The organism is Lamprobacter modestohalophilus (genome assembly GCF_016583905.1).
Classification (GTDB): domain Bacteria; phylum Pseudomonadota; class Gammaproteobacteria; order Chromatiales; family Chromatiaceae; genus Lamprobacter; species Lamprobacter modestohalophilus.
In genome coordinates this window covers 118,524-130,875 of sequence record NZ_NRRY01000005.1, presented here as the reverse complement: position 1 = coordinate 130,875, position 12,352 = coordinate 118,524, and the positions used below count along the sequence as shown (strand labels likewise).

General features: G+C 62.3%; 12 protein-coding genes and 1 other RNA gene. 8 read left to right on the top strand and 5 right to left on the bottom strand.

Features of this window, described 5'->3' with window-relative positions; genetic code table 11:
• Positions 1-2: 2 nt before the first annotated feature.
• Entirely contained in the window at positions 3-2,525 is a 2,523-nt protein-coding gene (locus CKO42_RS05360) for an EAL domain-containing protein (protein ID WP_200240194.1), read from the bottom strand.
• 409 nt (positions 2,526-2,934) lie between these two features.
• The gene (locus CKO42_RS05355) at positions 2,935-4,347 is read right to left on the bottom strand and encodes a hypothetical protein (protein WP_200240193.1); all 1,413 of its coding nucleotides are present in this window, start codon (positions 4,345-4,347) and stop codon (positions 2,935-2,937) included.
• Positions 4,348-4,616: 269 nt separating this feature from the next.
• On the opposite strand from CKO42_RS05355, the gene ffs reads away from it, so the two are divergent.
• From ffs to minE, 8 genes are all read left to right on the top strand, one after another.
• An RNA gene (gene ffs / locus CKO42_RS05350) (signal recognition particle sRNA small type) lies at positions 4,617-4,713 on the top strand.
• A 49-nt stretch (positions 4,714-4,762) separates the two neighbouring features.
• Positions 4,763-6,712: a DNA polymerase III subunit gamma/tau gene (gene dnaX / locus CKO42_RS05345; protein ID WP_200240192.1), complete on the top strand. Its 1,950-nt coding sequence runs from the start codon at positions 4,763-4,765 to the stop codon at positions 6,710-6,712.
• 108 nt (positions 6,713-6,820) lie between these two features.
• Complete coding sequence (locus CKO42_RS05340) at positions 6,821-7,144, top strand: YbaB/EbfC family nucleoid-associated protein (protein WP_200240191.1); 324 nt, start codon at positions 6,821-6,823, stop codon at positions 7,142-7,144.
• Positions 7,145-7,211: 67 nt separating this feature from the next.
• Positions 7,212-7,808 (top strand): recombination mediator RecR, encoded by a 597-nt coding sequence (gene recR, locus CKO42_RS05335; RefSeq protein WP_200240190.1) that lies wholly within the window; start codon positions 7,212-7,214, stop codon positions 7,806-7,808.
• A gap of 28 nt (positions 7,809-7,836) precedes the next feature.
• The gene (locus CKO42_RS05330) at positions 7,837-8,181 is read left to right on the top strand and encodes a histidine triad nucleotide-binding protein (protein WP_200240189.1); all 345 of its coding nucleotides are present in this window, start codon (positions 7,837-7,839) and stop codon (positions 8,179-8,181) included.
• A gap of 117 nt (positions 8,182-8,298) precedes the next feature.
• The gene (gene minC / locus CKO42_RS05325) at positions 8,299-9,084 is read left to right on the top strand and encodes a septum site-determining protein MinC (RefSeq protein WP_200240188.1); all 786 of its coding nucleotides are present in this window, start codon (positions 8,299-8,301) and stop codon (positions 9,082-9,084) included.
• Between the two features lie 184 nt (positions 9,085-9,268).
• On the top strand, positions 9,269-10,078 hold the full coding sequence (gene minD / locus CKO42_RS05320; RefSeq protein WP_200240187.1) for a septum site-determining protein MinD: 810 nt from the start codon (positions 9,269-9,271) through the stop codon (positions 10,076-10,078).
• 3 nt (positions 10,079-10,081) lie between these two features.
• The gene (minE, locus tag CKO42_RS05315; protein ID WP_200240184.1) at positions 10,082-10,354 is read left to right on the top strand and encodes a cell division topological specificity factor MinE; all 273 of its coding nucleotides are present in this window, start codon (positions 10,082-10,084) and stop codon (positions 10,352-10,354) included.
• A gap of 56 nt (positions 10,355-10,410) precedes the next feature.
• Here the strand turns inward: minE and CKO42_RS05310 are convergent, their stop codons facing one another.
• From CKO42_RS05310 to CKO42_RS05300, 3 genes are all read right to left on the bottom strand, one after another.
• Positions 10,411-10,881, bottom strand: coding sequence for an EVE domain-containing protein (locus CKO42_RS05310; protein WP_200240182.1), 471 nt, complete (start codon positions 10,879-10,881; stop codon positions 10,411-10,413).
• An 81-nt stretch (positions 10,882-10,962) separates the two neighbouring features.
• Positions 10,963-11,973: a ribosome small subunit-dependent GTPase A gene (gene rsgA / locus CKO42_RS05305; RefSeq protein WP_200240179.1), complete on the bottom strand. Its 1,011-nt coding sequence runs from the start codon at positions 11,971-11,973 to the stop codon at positions 10,963-10,965.
• 21 nt (positions 11,974-11,994) lie between these two features.
• Positions 11,995-12,282, bottom strand: a complete 288-nt coding sequence (locus CKO42_RS05300) for a c-type cytochrome (protein WP_200240177.1) — start codon at positions 12,280-12,282, stop codon at positions 11,995-11,997.
• Positions 12,283-12,352: the final 70 nt, after the last annotated feature.

Here is a 12,352-nt window from a genome sequence, read left to right as displayed (position 1 = left end):
GATCAATGCAGCTGCCGTTGCCAGAGGCTGTCGCCCCGTGGCTGTTCATGAGCGCGCGCGGCTAGCTGAAGCCAATTCGCGGTTTCAGACCCGGACATGGGGCCCGCGATCAGGTGGCCCTGGCCGTGCTCGAAGCCGAGCTCGAGCAGGGTTTCGAGCTGAACATTGGTCTCGATGCCCTCGGCGATCGCGAGGCTGCCGGTCTCGGCGGTGAACAGGCGGGCAGCGCGCGCCAGATGCTGAGCGCGCGGCAAGGTTGCCATGACGGCCACGAGCCGCTTGTCGATCTTGATGTAGTCTGGCTGCAGATCCGTGAGCATCGTCAGCGAGGCTAAGCCGGTACCGAAGTTATCGATGCCGAGCAGCACCTGCTGATTCAGCAACCGCGGCAGGACATGATGCGACCAATCGAGGTCGACGCCCAGTGAGCGCTCAGACAGCTCAAGTCGAATGGCGCCGGCGTCGATGTTCAGGCGCTGCGAGGCGCGGTGTAGAGACTCGAGAAAGCGGCCGTCGATGAGCTGCTGCTGGCAGACATTGAGACTGAGAAAGAAGCTCGTTGACCAAACGCCTTGGCGTTGCCAGTCGACGATCTGCGCCAGCGCGAGCTCGATCACGCGCTCGCCAATCGATTTGAGCATGCCGGCCGACTCCGCCGAGGCAAAGATCTGTTCGATGCCAATCCCCTTCTCGCTGAGGTGTGGGCAGCGGAGCAGGGCCTCGAAACCCACGGGAGACATGTTCTCCAACGCGACCATGGGCTGATAATGGAGGTCGAGCTGGTGGTTGCGAATGGCCTCTTCGAGTGCATCGAGGAGTTCCTGCTCGATCTTTGCGCGATCGCGCATCTGTGGCTCGAACAGCGTCGCGCGCCGACCCCCAAGCTGGGTTGAGACCCTCAGCGCCCGACTCGCATCCTCCATGACCTCGTCGACGTCTGAATACTGAGCGCCGATGCGCACGATGCCGATATCGGGTCGGATGAGGATGCTTTGGTTGTCGAGTTCGAGCGCTTCCTGAAAGCGCGAAAGGATCGTCGCGGCAGCGCCTTCTGTCTCGCTCCAGTGCGCGTCCTGATGCATCAAGATCACGAATTCGTGGCCGCCATAGCGTCCGATAGCATCGACATTGAAACCCATCCCCTGCAGCAGGCTGGAGAACCGGCGCAGGGCTTCATCGCCAATGGCTTGGCCGAAGCGGTCCCGGATGTCTTTGAAGCCGCACAGATCGATATAGAGCAATCCACTGACGCCGTTGTCTTTGCGGCTGCTACTGGTGCGTTTGGCTTTGGCGATGGCCAGATTGATTCGTTTTCGCACATGACGGCGGTTATAAGAATCGGTCAGCGAGTCATACTTTGCCTCGGAGAGCTGCCTTTCCAGTAATGCCAGATGCTGCGCCTTTAGCCGTAAAGCGATGGCGGTTAGCCAGCAGATCGACTCGATGAGGTTGCCGATGGGGAATGCAAACGCGGTCAGGGGCGGAAGCCAGGCACCCTGGGTAACCACGGATGTCGCTTGGATGCCGCCGCCGAATAGAGTGACCGCGAGGCCTGCCGAAAACCAGCGCACGCCTGGCTCGTCGTCACGCAGACGCGTCGCTAACAACAGGATGACCAGTATTGCGAGCACGGGCAAGATGGCGGCACCGAAGCGATAGGCCTCGGCGATCTGTGCCGACAGATAGAAGCCAGTCGCGCTCAGGGCAACGCTGATCAGCAGTAGGCTGCGGAGTCGACCGCGGGGACGCAGAAAGGCGAAGACTGGAAGCGACATACCGATCACGGCGCTGCCGACCGCGAGCGCTTGCAGCAGATGCTGAGTGCTCGGCGCAGGCCAGAACGGCAGCCATTCAGGGCCTAGCCCCGTGGCTTGTAGCTGATAGAAAAGGAGTGCCGCGATATACCCGAGATAGGCGAGCGTTAGGGCGCTGCGCTGATAGCGAGTCATCAGAATGGCAATCAGGAAAAGGGTTGTCAGGATGCCAGTTAGCATCCCGAGCGCGATCCAGAGACGCTCGCTAAGGCGCCGGAATTGGGACTCGGGGACCAGCTCGATCCATGGACGAATCGACTTGTGATCCATCACGATCGCGATCGGTGACGTCGTGCCAAAGCTCAATGGCAGTCGGCTGTTCGGGAACGGACTGGAGATGCTGCGTTGATCGAATGGCGCTAAGCGACCCGATTCGCCGATATGAATGCAACCGTTAGCGTCTTGTGCCAAGACGATGAAGGACTCGAGAATCGGGTCTTTCAGCGTCGCGACAAGTGGTTCCGACGCTTGTTGATCTGCGCTCGGCTCGAGTACGAACGCACGTATCGGTGCATGCTCATTGAGCACAGGGATGCTCGCGGGCGGGCAGCTTGCTGGTGCTGCGGCGGCCAATGCTCGATAACGCTGCAGCCAGTCTGCCGCGGAGATGGGCGTGGCGGGTTGGGCGGCGTCTGCGCTGCTGATTTGCGTGGCGTCTGTGTTGCTGGCGGCGCTAACCGGAGTTGCTGGCCCGGCCAGGAGCAGCAGCATCAGCGCTAGCCAACAGAGGGTTGCGATCGGCGATGCATCCGAGAACCTGACCGAGTGCCTACTTGCTAAGGCGCAGGGTGCCGCCGCGAGCCATTGACGGCGGTAGTCTCGGTTGCGCGACTGCCTTTTTGCTTGGTGGTCGCCAGAGGCGGGCGTGAATCGAGGCATGAAAATACAAGGCAGAGGCTTGGCGATAAGCCCATGAAGAGCTTCAGGGTTGGTCTACCCGATCTTGCGGGTATTCCCGGTTCGTTACTTTGATGGTGGGCAACCGCCCGGGTCAAGACTTCGTGCGAAATTCGGCTTATGTGATTCCTGTTAGCTGCCTACAGACATCGCCGGGGGTTGTTCTTTGCGCCTCTTCTTTGAGTCACGTTTTTGCTCGACTGATCGCGCCGTTCCGGCCAGATCAACCCTCTGAGCGACGCAGCTCGCGGGTGAGCTTCTCGAGCTCGCGTTGCATCTCGAGGTTTTGGAAGGGCCGCAGCGGCGGCACCTCGCGCTCGAGCAACCCGTCAAGCAGGCTCTGGCTGGATTGTACGAGATCGACCAGCTCGCCCGAGACACGGACCGTTTGATAGGTGTTCCAGGCGGTCTCGATGTCGGCATCCAGCGCGGATCGAGCCTGCTCGACCTCGTTGCGCTGTTCAGCGAGGTAATCGCGGTAGACGCCAGCGGCCTCGATGGTCAGCTGCTGCGCCTTGAGGTTATTGCGCAGCAGCTGACTGCGCTCCGGTTGCGACCGCATCAACGCGCGCGTCTGCTCGCTGAGGTCGGCGGCGCGCCCGGCGATGGCGTTGATCTCTGGGATGTAACGTGTCTCGATCGCCTGCGCGACATCGCTGTGCATACGCGCAAGGGCGCGCAGCAGGATCACGTACATGCCGTAATAGCGGCGAGCGCTCTCGAGATCCTCGCCGCTCTCTTCGACCAAGATCTCGAGCTGCTCGGTGATCGCCTTGACGTTGTCGAAGACGATGCCGAGGTCGATGATGTTGTCGCCGACCACGGTGGCGAGCAGCAGGTCGACCTGATCGTTACTGAGCTCGAGCCCCATCGCGCGCAGCTCGCGCACGAACTCGGCCTTGATCCGCTCGAGCTCGGCGCGGTATTCACGGATATCGGCCTCGCGCTCGGCGATGCGTGCGTCGTAACCGGCGACGGTGGTTGCGATCAGCGACTCAGTGGGCGCAGCGATGCGTGCGCGTCGGAACTGGTCGATGTCGGTGCGTGCCTGCGCGATCTGCGTGCGCAGCGACTCGATCTGAGCGCGGTAGGCCTGCACTGGCGAGCCCGAGAGGATGGCGACCGAGGCGTCGAGCAGGGCATTGATATCGGCATCGGCATCTAGCTTGTCGCGGCCGAGCCAGGCCTGGTCGGGTAGCGCTGCCCGAGACTCTTCGATCTGCAGCGTCTCCTCGAGCTTCGGCACCAGCTGCTTCCAGAGGGCCGCGGTTGCTGGTGGATCGGCTGGATTCAGGGAGCGCCGGGCCTCATCCCAGGCCTCGAGTGTGGTCTCGCGCGAACGTTGCCACCAGTTGTCTGCAGACTGGGTTGACTGCTGCCACAGCGAGCCAGCGCTCTCGAGCGAGCGCTCGAGCAGAGTCGAGAGGTCGCCATCCGGGCTGTCGTTCGCCGTAGGCTCGCCCCAGCCTGCCTCTTGGTCTGCCGCCTGGCCCGCCGCCCGGTCCGCCTCAGGGTCCGCCTTAGCGCTCAGGTGAGGGTTCGGGTTGGCGTCTGTCGCGAATCCCGTGGACTCTGGAACCGGCTCTTGTGCAGCGCTGCTGTGAGCCGCGGCAACCAGCAGCAGGCTGAGCGCCATGCCGATGCCTGCACTTCGGTGCGGTTGTCTCGAGGGTCTTTCTGCTGGCGCCGGGCCGGATGTCCAATGCGTCATGAGCCTGTCTTGCCTCGTCTTTAGCTGCCGCGCGTGCGACTGATCACGATGAGTCAGGGTGCAGAGAGTAGCAAGATCGGGCTGCGATCGTGCCTCGGTTTGCCACCTGATGCTTGCGGCAGCGCTCGGTGACTGCTAACTTGGCACGTCGCGTCTCGGCAGTGAGCCGTTGCGCATTATGCAATGGTGGGCCTCGTCGGTCCCCTCGCAACACGAAACTGTGAACCCGGTCAGGCCCGGAAGGGAGCAGCCGCAGCAGTGGATGTGTGTGCCGGGGTGTGGCTGGCGTGGCTCGCCACCCTATTTCCTGGCTGCGTCAGGCTCGCCTGTAACTGACCTCATGACCTATCAGGTCCTCGCGCGAAAGTGGCGCCCTCGGTCCTTCTCCGATCTTGTTGGCCAAGAGCATGTCGTGCGGGCGCTCGTCAATGGCCTCGAGCGCGGCCAGCTGCATCATGCCTATCTGTTAACCGGTACCCGCGGCGTCGGCAAGACCACGCTCGCCCGTATCCTCGCCAAGACGCTCAACTGCGAGCAGGGCGTGAGTCCGACGCCCTGCGGCGTCTGCTCGGCCTGCACCGAGATCGATGCCGGGCGCTTCGTCGACCTGCTAGAGGTCGATGCGGCCTCGCGGACCAAGGTCGATCAGACCCGGGAGCTGCTCGATAACGTGCCCTTTGCGCCGGTGCGCGGGCGCTTCAAGGTCTACCTGATCGACGAGGTGCACATGTTCTCGGCGAGCAGCTTCAATGCGCTGCTGAAGACCCTGGAAGAGCCGCCACCGCACGTGAAATTCGTGCTCGCGACCACCGACCCGCAGCGGTTGCCGGCGACGGTCTTGTCGCGCTGTCTGCAATTCAACCTGAAGCGCCTGTTGCCGGAGCAGATTCGCGATCGCTTCGTCACTGTGCTCGAGGCCGAGTCGCTCGGCTTTGAGATGCCGGCGTTGACGCTGTTGGCGCGGGCTGCCGATGGCAGCATGCGCGATGGGCTGAGTCTGTTGGATCAAGCAATCGCCTATGGTGCGGGCCTGGTTAAGGTTGATGATGTGCGGGCCATGTTGGGCACCCGCGGCGGCGAGCTGACGCTCGATCTACTCGAATCCATGGCCGCTGGCGACGCGGCGCGCGTCCTCGCCGAGATCGGTCGCATCGCCGAGCTGACGCCAGATTTTTCAGCTGTGCTCGTGGATCTCATTGGCGCCTTGCATCGCCTCGCGCTTGCGCAGCAGGTACCATCAACGCTGCTCAGCGACGACCCCGACGACGCGCGCCTCGACGCACTGGCCAAGCGTCTATCAACCGAAGACGTGCAGCTCTACTATCAGGTGCTGCTGACCGGACAGGGTGACCTCGAGCTGGCGCCTGATCCGCGTGCGGGTCTAGAGATGGTGTTGTTGCGAGCGTTGGCGTTTCGGCCGGCATCGATCGAATCCCGCGCTCCAGCGCCATCAACACCGCCGAAGGGATCGGGGGCAACGTCAGGCGCAGGCGCTCATTCTGCGCCGCAGGGAGCAGGGTCAACATCAGGAGTGAACGCTTGTACCGGCTCCGTCACCGGCTCCGTCACCGGCGCTGGCTTTGGCTCTAAGCCAGGAATGGGTGTTCGCGACCAAGATCAGGCACCGCGGCCAGCGGTTAGTGGCGCTGAGGCTGCAGCCAGTTCTGCCTCAGCCAGTGCTGCCTCAAGAAGTGCTCCAGAAGCAAGGCGTCCAACCGCATCAGCAAGTGCGGCAAAGCCCCAACCCGGCCCGTGCGCGGACTCAACGGCTGCATTCGAGCCGGCAGCTCTTGAGTCTGCTCCAAGCCTGGTGCCCCGGGGCGATGAGCCGCCATTGCGGGCGTCCCGGCAGGCCCCCGATTCAGGCTTGGCATCCGGGGCTCATGCGCTCCGCTCGGCTGAGGATTGGGAGCAGCTGGTGGCGAGCATCGGCCTGGGCGGGCTGGCGTTGGAGCTGGCGCGCCACTGCGCGCTCAGCGCCTGGGATGGAAAGCGGCTGCGGCTGGTGCTGGACCCGGGGCATCTGAACCTGCGTGCCGCGGGCGCCGAGCAACGGCTCGGAGCGGCGTTGGCCGCCGCGCTCGCAAGCGATCTGCGGTTAGAGATCGTTGCCGATACGGTCATGGATGAGACGCCTGCGCTGCGCCGCGCTCGCGATGACGCGAACCGCTTGAGCGCCGCCGAGCGTGCCTTGCAGGCCGATCCCGTCGCCCAGCAGTTGCGCGAGCGCTTCGAGGCCGAGTGGGTACCAGGTACGCTCACCGCGCTGCCTGTGTCTGCCGGGAGCTGATGGCGGGGCTGAGGCCCATTTGCTGGGCGTTTTGGGGCCGACTTGGCTGGCTGGGCTAAGGCCGCTGAGCTGGAGATTTTTGGATCATCGACGAGAAGAGGTTGAGCAATGAAGAACGGATTGGGTGGGATGCTGAAGCAAGCCCAGAAATTGCAGGAGGAGATGAAGAAGTCGCAGGAGCGGCTTGCGAGTGAAGAGATCACCGGTGAATCCGGTGCCGGTATGGTCAAGGTCACCATGACCGGCCGCCATGAGGTCAAGCGGGTTGAGATCGATCCCTCGCTGATGGCAGACGATAAAGAGATGCTCGAGGATCTGGTCGCCGCGGCTGTTAATGATGCCGCGCGCCGCGTTAGCGAGAAGTCGCAGGAGAGCATGGCGGAGCTGACGGCTGGACTGCCATTGCCGCCTGGGATGAAGCTCCCGTTTTGACCTTCTCGTCAGCGCCGGGATGCTTGTTTGCCCGTCGCCTATTTCCAGTGACCGGTGGTTGCTTGCAGTGTCCGAATCCAGTCTGCTGAATCAGCTTGTGGAATCATTGCGCCGGCTGCCCGGCATTGGGCCGAAATCCGCCCAGCGCATGGCCTTTCACCTGCTAGAGCGTGATCGGGATGCAGGGCGTCAGCTGGCGCAGGTGATGGCGGCAGCGATGGAGCGGATTGGTCGATGCGAGCGCTGCCGGACGTTGACTGAGCATGTGCGTTGCCACTTGTGCGCGAGCGAGCGCCGCGATCCGCGCTTACTCTGTATCGTTGAGCAGCCGTCGGATATTGTCGCGATTGAACAGGCGACGCATTACGAAGGGCTGTACTTCGTGCTCGGTGGCCGGCTGTCGCCGCTCGATGGCATTGGACCCGAAGAGCTCGGCCTCGACCGGCTCGAGGCGCGTTTCAAGGAGCCCGACCTCGGCGAGGCGATCCTCGCCATCAGTCCGACGGTCGAGGGCCTGGCGACGGCCCATTATATCGCTGACCTGGCACGCGGCTCCCAGCTGCGTCTGAGTCGCATTGCGCATGGTGTGCCGCTTGGCGGTGAGCTCGAGTTTGTCGACGGGAGTACCCTGGCACATGCCTTTGCGGGTCGGCAGGGGCTCTGATTCACGTTAAGCAAGAGCGGAGAGACCGATGTCTGATACGATCTTCGGCAAGATCGCCAACGGTGAGGTCGCGGCGGACCTCATCTATGAAGACGACGAGGTGGTGGCGTTCCGCGACCTCAATCCGCAGGCGCCAGTGCATGTGCTGGTGATCCCGCGCAAGCCAATCCCGACCCTCAACGACGCGGGGCCGGAAGACGCTGAGCTGCTCGGCCGCTTGATGCTAGCAGCGGCAAAGGTGGCTCAGCAGGAAGGGATTGCCGAGCAAGGCTACCGGACGCTGATCAACTGTAACGCTGGCGGCGGCCAGACTGTTTACCATCTACACGTCCACCTGATTGGTGGGCGTCCGCTGCAATGGCCCCCGGGGTAATCGATGTGCCGCGTCGCCAACCCGTGCAATGAAGCGCTTGTTTCACACTAAGCGCCTCGGGTTGAGCGCCGCCTCAGTGCAGCCGCTTGCAGCGTCTTTTGGAGTATCGTCGAGACCATGTCATTGACTATTGGAATACCGGCCAAGGATCAGACTGCGGGCAGCGAGCTGGCAAGCTCTGCGCCGGCGTTTGAGCTAAAAGCGGCGGGGTTCACCTTGCCCGTGATTCGCCTGTTGCGGCTCGATATGGACGCTGTTGAAGCGCAGCTGATGCCGAAGGTGCAGCAAGCGCCGGGTTTTTTTCAACATACGCCGGTGGTGATCGAGCTTAACGCCCTGCCGTCTGAGGATGAGGAGGTTGGGTTTCCACAGCTGGTCGGCCTTCTGCGTGGGCTTGGCATGATTCCGGTGGGGGTGCGTGGTGGCGGCGCTGCCCAGCATGAGGCGGCCAAGGCGATGGAGCTAGCCATACTGAGCGATGCTGCGAAGCCCAACGCCAAGCCCGAGGTGGTTGATGACTTGGCGCTTGAGCTGCCGGTTACCGGCCAGTCCGCCAAGCCACAGATCGGGGTCGAGACCGGCTCGCATTTGGTCGATCGTCCGGTGCGCTCTGGGCAGCGCGTCTATGCTGCTGGTGGCGATCTGACCGTGCTTGCCGCGGTCAATTCGGGTGCCGAGCTCATGGCCGATGGCAATATCCACGTCTACGCGCCGATGCGTGGGCGGGCGATCGCGGGACTGCACGGAGATAGGAAGGCGCGTATCTTCTGCTCCGACCTCCAGGCGGAGCTGGTCTCGGTGGCGGGTCATTATCGGGTCAGTGACAGCATCCCCGCGAAGCTAAAGGGCTGTCAGACCCAGGTCTTTCTGGATCATGATGTTTTGCGCATAGAACCGCTATAGTCTGTGTCGGTTGCCGCTATCGTCTGTGTCGTTCGCCGCTTTAGCCTGCGCTGGACGCTGCTTTGCTTTAGTCTGTGCCAGGCACCGAGATAACTGGAGCGGCCCCTGCTGGGCAGCGGCAGCGGCAGTGATGAGTCGAAAGCAGGTTTTCGAATAAGGTCAACATGAATAAGGGGAGTCCTTCTTGGCCAGAACTATCGTCATAACCTCGGGAAAAGGGGGCGTCGGCAAGACCACCACATCTGCCGCGATGGCCATGGGCCTCGCGCAGCGCGGGCATCGTACAGTGGTGATCGATTTCGATGTCGGCCTGCGTAACCTCGACCTGATCATGGGCTGCGAGCGACGCGTGGTCTACGACTTTGCCAATGTCATCAATGGCGAGGCGAACCTCAACCAGGCCTTGATTCGCGACAAGCGTTGCGAGCATCTCTTTATCTTGCCGGCGTCTCAGACCCGGGACAAGGATGCGCTGACCCAAGAAGGGGTTGGCCAAGTGCTCGAAGAATTGCGCAAGACGCATGACTATATCGTCTGCGATTCCCCCGCTGGTATCGAGCATGGGGCACTGATGGCAATGTACTTTGCCGATGATGCCGTGGTGGTGACGAATCCGGAGGTGTCTTCGGTGCGCGATTCCGATCGCATGCTCGGCATCCTCTCCAGCAAATCGCGCCGAGCACTCGAGAACGAGGAGCCGATCCGCGAGTTCCTGCTGCTGAGCCGCTACTCGCCAGAGCGCGTTGCGAGTGGCGAGATGCTCGGCGTTGAAGACGTGCAGGAGATCCTTGCGCTCAACCTGTTGAGCGTGATCCCGGAATCGAAGGCCGTGCTGAATGCATCGAACGCGGGTACTCCGGTGATCTTGGATGTCGAGTCTGATGCGGGCCAGGCCTACAGCGATATGGTGGCTAGATATCTCGGTGAGGAGCGGCCGATGCGCTTTCTCGAGATGGAGCGAAAAGGGTTGTTCAGCCGACTTTTCAGGGGGTGATCTGTGGGGCTACTCGACTATTTCCGCGGCCCGGGCGGGGCGCGAAAGGGCTCGGCCTCAGTCGCGAAAGAACGGCTGCAGATCCTGGTTGCACATGATCGTGCCGCGCGTGATCGACCCTCCTACTTGCCGCGGCTGCAGCAGGAGATCCTCGCCGTGATCCGCAAGTATGTGGAGGTCGATAACGATGCGGTTTCAGTGCACTACGAACAAGAAGACAAGTACGAGATCCTTGAGTTGAACATCGTGTTGCCGGATGCCGATGCTCGGTCTTGAGCCGCGATCCGCTGAGTCCGTTCAATAGCCGCCGCCGAAGTCCTGCCCGGCAACGTTCATCCGTTCTCGAGGCCAAGGATAAACTCCCACTGCTGATCGGTGACCGGCATGATCGATAAGCGATTGCCTTTGCGCACCAGTGGAAAGCCGGCCAGTGCATCATCGGCATGGTCCTTGAGTTCGCTGAGGCTGATGGTGCGCTTTAGATCGCGCACAAAGCGAACATCGACCAGATACCAGCGCGGATGGTCCGGATCGCTTTTCGGGTCGTAATACTTGGCGTGCGGATCGAATGCGGTGGGGTCGGGGTGGCCCGCACTCACGATCTCGATGATGCCAACGATGCCCGGCTCTTTGACGTTCGAGTGGTAGAAGAAGCCGAGGTCCCCGACCTGCATCTGATCACGCATCATGTTGCGTGCCTGATAGTTGCGAACCCCGTCCCAAGGCTCGGTCTGGTTGCGACGGTTTTTGAGATTCTCGATTCCGAAGGCATCAGGTTCTGATTTCAGGAGCCAATGGGCCATCTGCGTCTCCAATCTTTGATCAGCGGTGCTGATGTTCGTAGCGCGTCATCCCCAAGCGACTAGGGGTGCTTTTTCAAGGTATCACTCCGCGCCGCGGGTGATGTCCTTCGCGAGTTGCTGGAAGGCCAATAGCCGATCAGGTGCGATCGCGCCATCGGCGCTGGCAGCGAGGATTGCGCAATCAGGCTCGTGTTGATGATGACAGTTGCTGAAGCGGCAGTGGCCGATGAATGGCCGGAACTCAGGGAACCCTTGCTCGAGCTCGGCGCGCGCAATGGGTCCGAGTCGAAAGCTGCGCACACCGGGGGAGTCGATCAGGCGGCCGCCGCTGTCGAGGCGATAACTAGTTGCCGCTGAGGTGGTATGCCGCCCGAGCCCCGTTGCATCGGAGAGGGCCCCGATCTGGATCGCCTGATCGGGTAGCAGGGCCTTGATCAACGAGGACTTGCCGACGCCAGATTGACCGACCAAGATGCCGGAGCGTCCGGCAAAATGCTCGCGCAGCGGCGCAAGGCTAGGGTCCTGCTTGAGGCTCAACGGTAGCAGCGAATAGCCGATCTTGGCGTAATGCTCGAGCCGGCCGAGGAAGGCCGCGCGCTCGCTGTCGTCGAGCAGGTCCATCTTGTTGCAGAGGATCAGGGCCGAGACGCCGATCCGCTCCGCCGCCACCAGGTACTGATCGATCAGGAAACCGCTCGGCGGCGGCTGCGGTGCGACGACAATGGTCAGCAGGCCGATATTCGCCGCGAGCGGCTTGTCGTGGCCGCTAGCGCCGGGCCGGCTGAGTAGCGTTTCGCGTGCTTGAATCGCAGTGATGACGCCAGCGTTTGGGCCGCTGGGCTGCCAGACCACTTGGTCACCGCAGACGGGATGGCCGATATGTTGTCGGGTGACGCAGTAATGGCACTGTTGGTCTTGATCCTCGACGATCAGCGTGGCGCCGTGGCGGACGACGACGAGACCGTTGCGGGCGGCCTCGTCGTCGAGCTCGCTGAGCGCGAGCTCGGCACGCGCCTCGACCTTGCTGCGGCGGCGGTCTTGTATGCGTTCGATGCGCGCGATCTGTCGCTCTGAGAGGCGCCGCCGAGGCATGCTAAGAGCGCCGGGCCGCGGTCAAGGCTCAAACTTGTAATATTCGCGATTGAGCAGCGCGGTGACGGCATCGACCTGATCGTCGAACCAGGTCAGGTTAAGGTTCTGCTCGCACATGCGGACTTGGCCGTGCAAGGCGTCGAGTGAGTCGATGCGCCGATCATCACGGGTGTAGACCTCGGAGCCGTGACAGCTGGTGCAGTTCTGATCGAACAGTGCTTGCGCATCGACGGCGTCCTCGGCTTGGGCATGCATGCCGATGGTGATCAAGGACGCGGCGGTTAGGTTGAGCAGGAAACGCTGGATCATGAGATTCTCCACGAGTGGAATGGCAAATGGGCTGAAGAGGCTGCAGTGACGCTCAGTCAGTTTGAGCTGA

Bases quoted from the DNA above. Each gene is read 5' to 3' on its own strand.
- CKO42_RS05360 (WP_200240194.1), bottom strand. From the start codon at position 2,525: ATGCTGCTGCTCCTGGCCGGGCCAGCAACTCCGGTTAGCGCCGCCAGC.
- CKO42_RS05355 (WP_200240193.1), bottom strand. From the start codon at position 4,347: ATGGCGCTCAGCCTGCTGCTGGTTGCCGCGGCTCACAGCAGCGCTGCA.
- dnaX (WP_200240192.1), top strand. From the start codon at position 4,763: ATGACCTATCAGGTCCTCGCGCGAAAGTGGCGCCCTCGGTCCTTCTCC.
- CKO42_RS05340 (WP_200240191.1), top strand. From the start codon at position 6,821: ATGAAGAACGGATTGGGTGGGATGCTGAAGCAAGCCCAGAAATTGCAG.
- CKO42_RS05330 (WP_200240189.1), top strand. From the start codon at position 7,837: ATGTCTGATACGATCTTCGGCAAGATCGCCAACGGTGAGGTCGCGGCG.
- minC (WP_200240188.1), top strand. From the start codon at position 8,299: ATGTCATTGACTATTGGAATACCGGCCAAGGATCAGACTGCGGGCAGC.
- CKO42_RS05310 (WP_200240182.1), bottom strand. From the start codon at position 10,881: ATGGCCCATTGGCTCCTGAAATCAGAACCTGATGCCTTCGGAATCGAG.
- rsgA (WP_200240179.1), bottom strand. From the start codon at position 11,973: ATGCCTCGGCGGCGCCTCTCAGAGCGACAGATCGCGCGCATCGAACGC.
- CKO42_RS05300 (WP_200240177.1), bottom strand. From the start codon at position 12,282: ATGATCCAGCGTTTCCTGCTCAACCTAACCGCCGCGTCCTTGATCACC.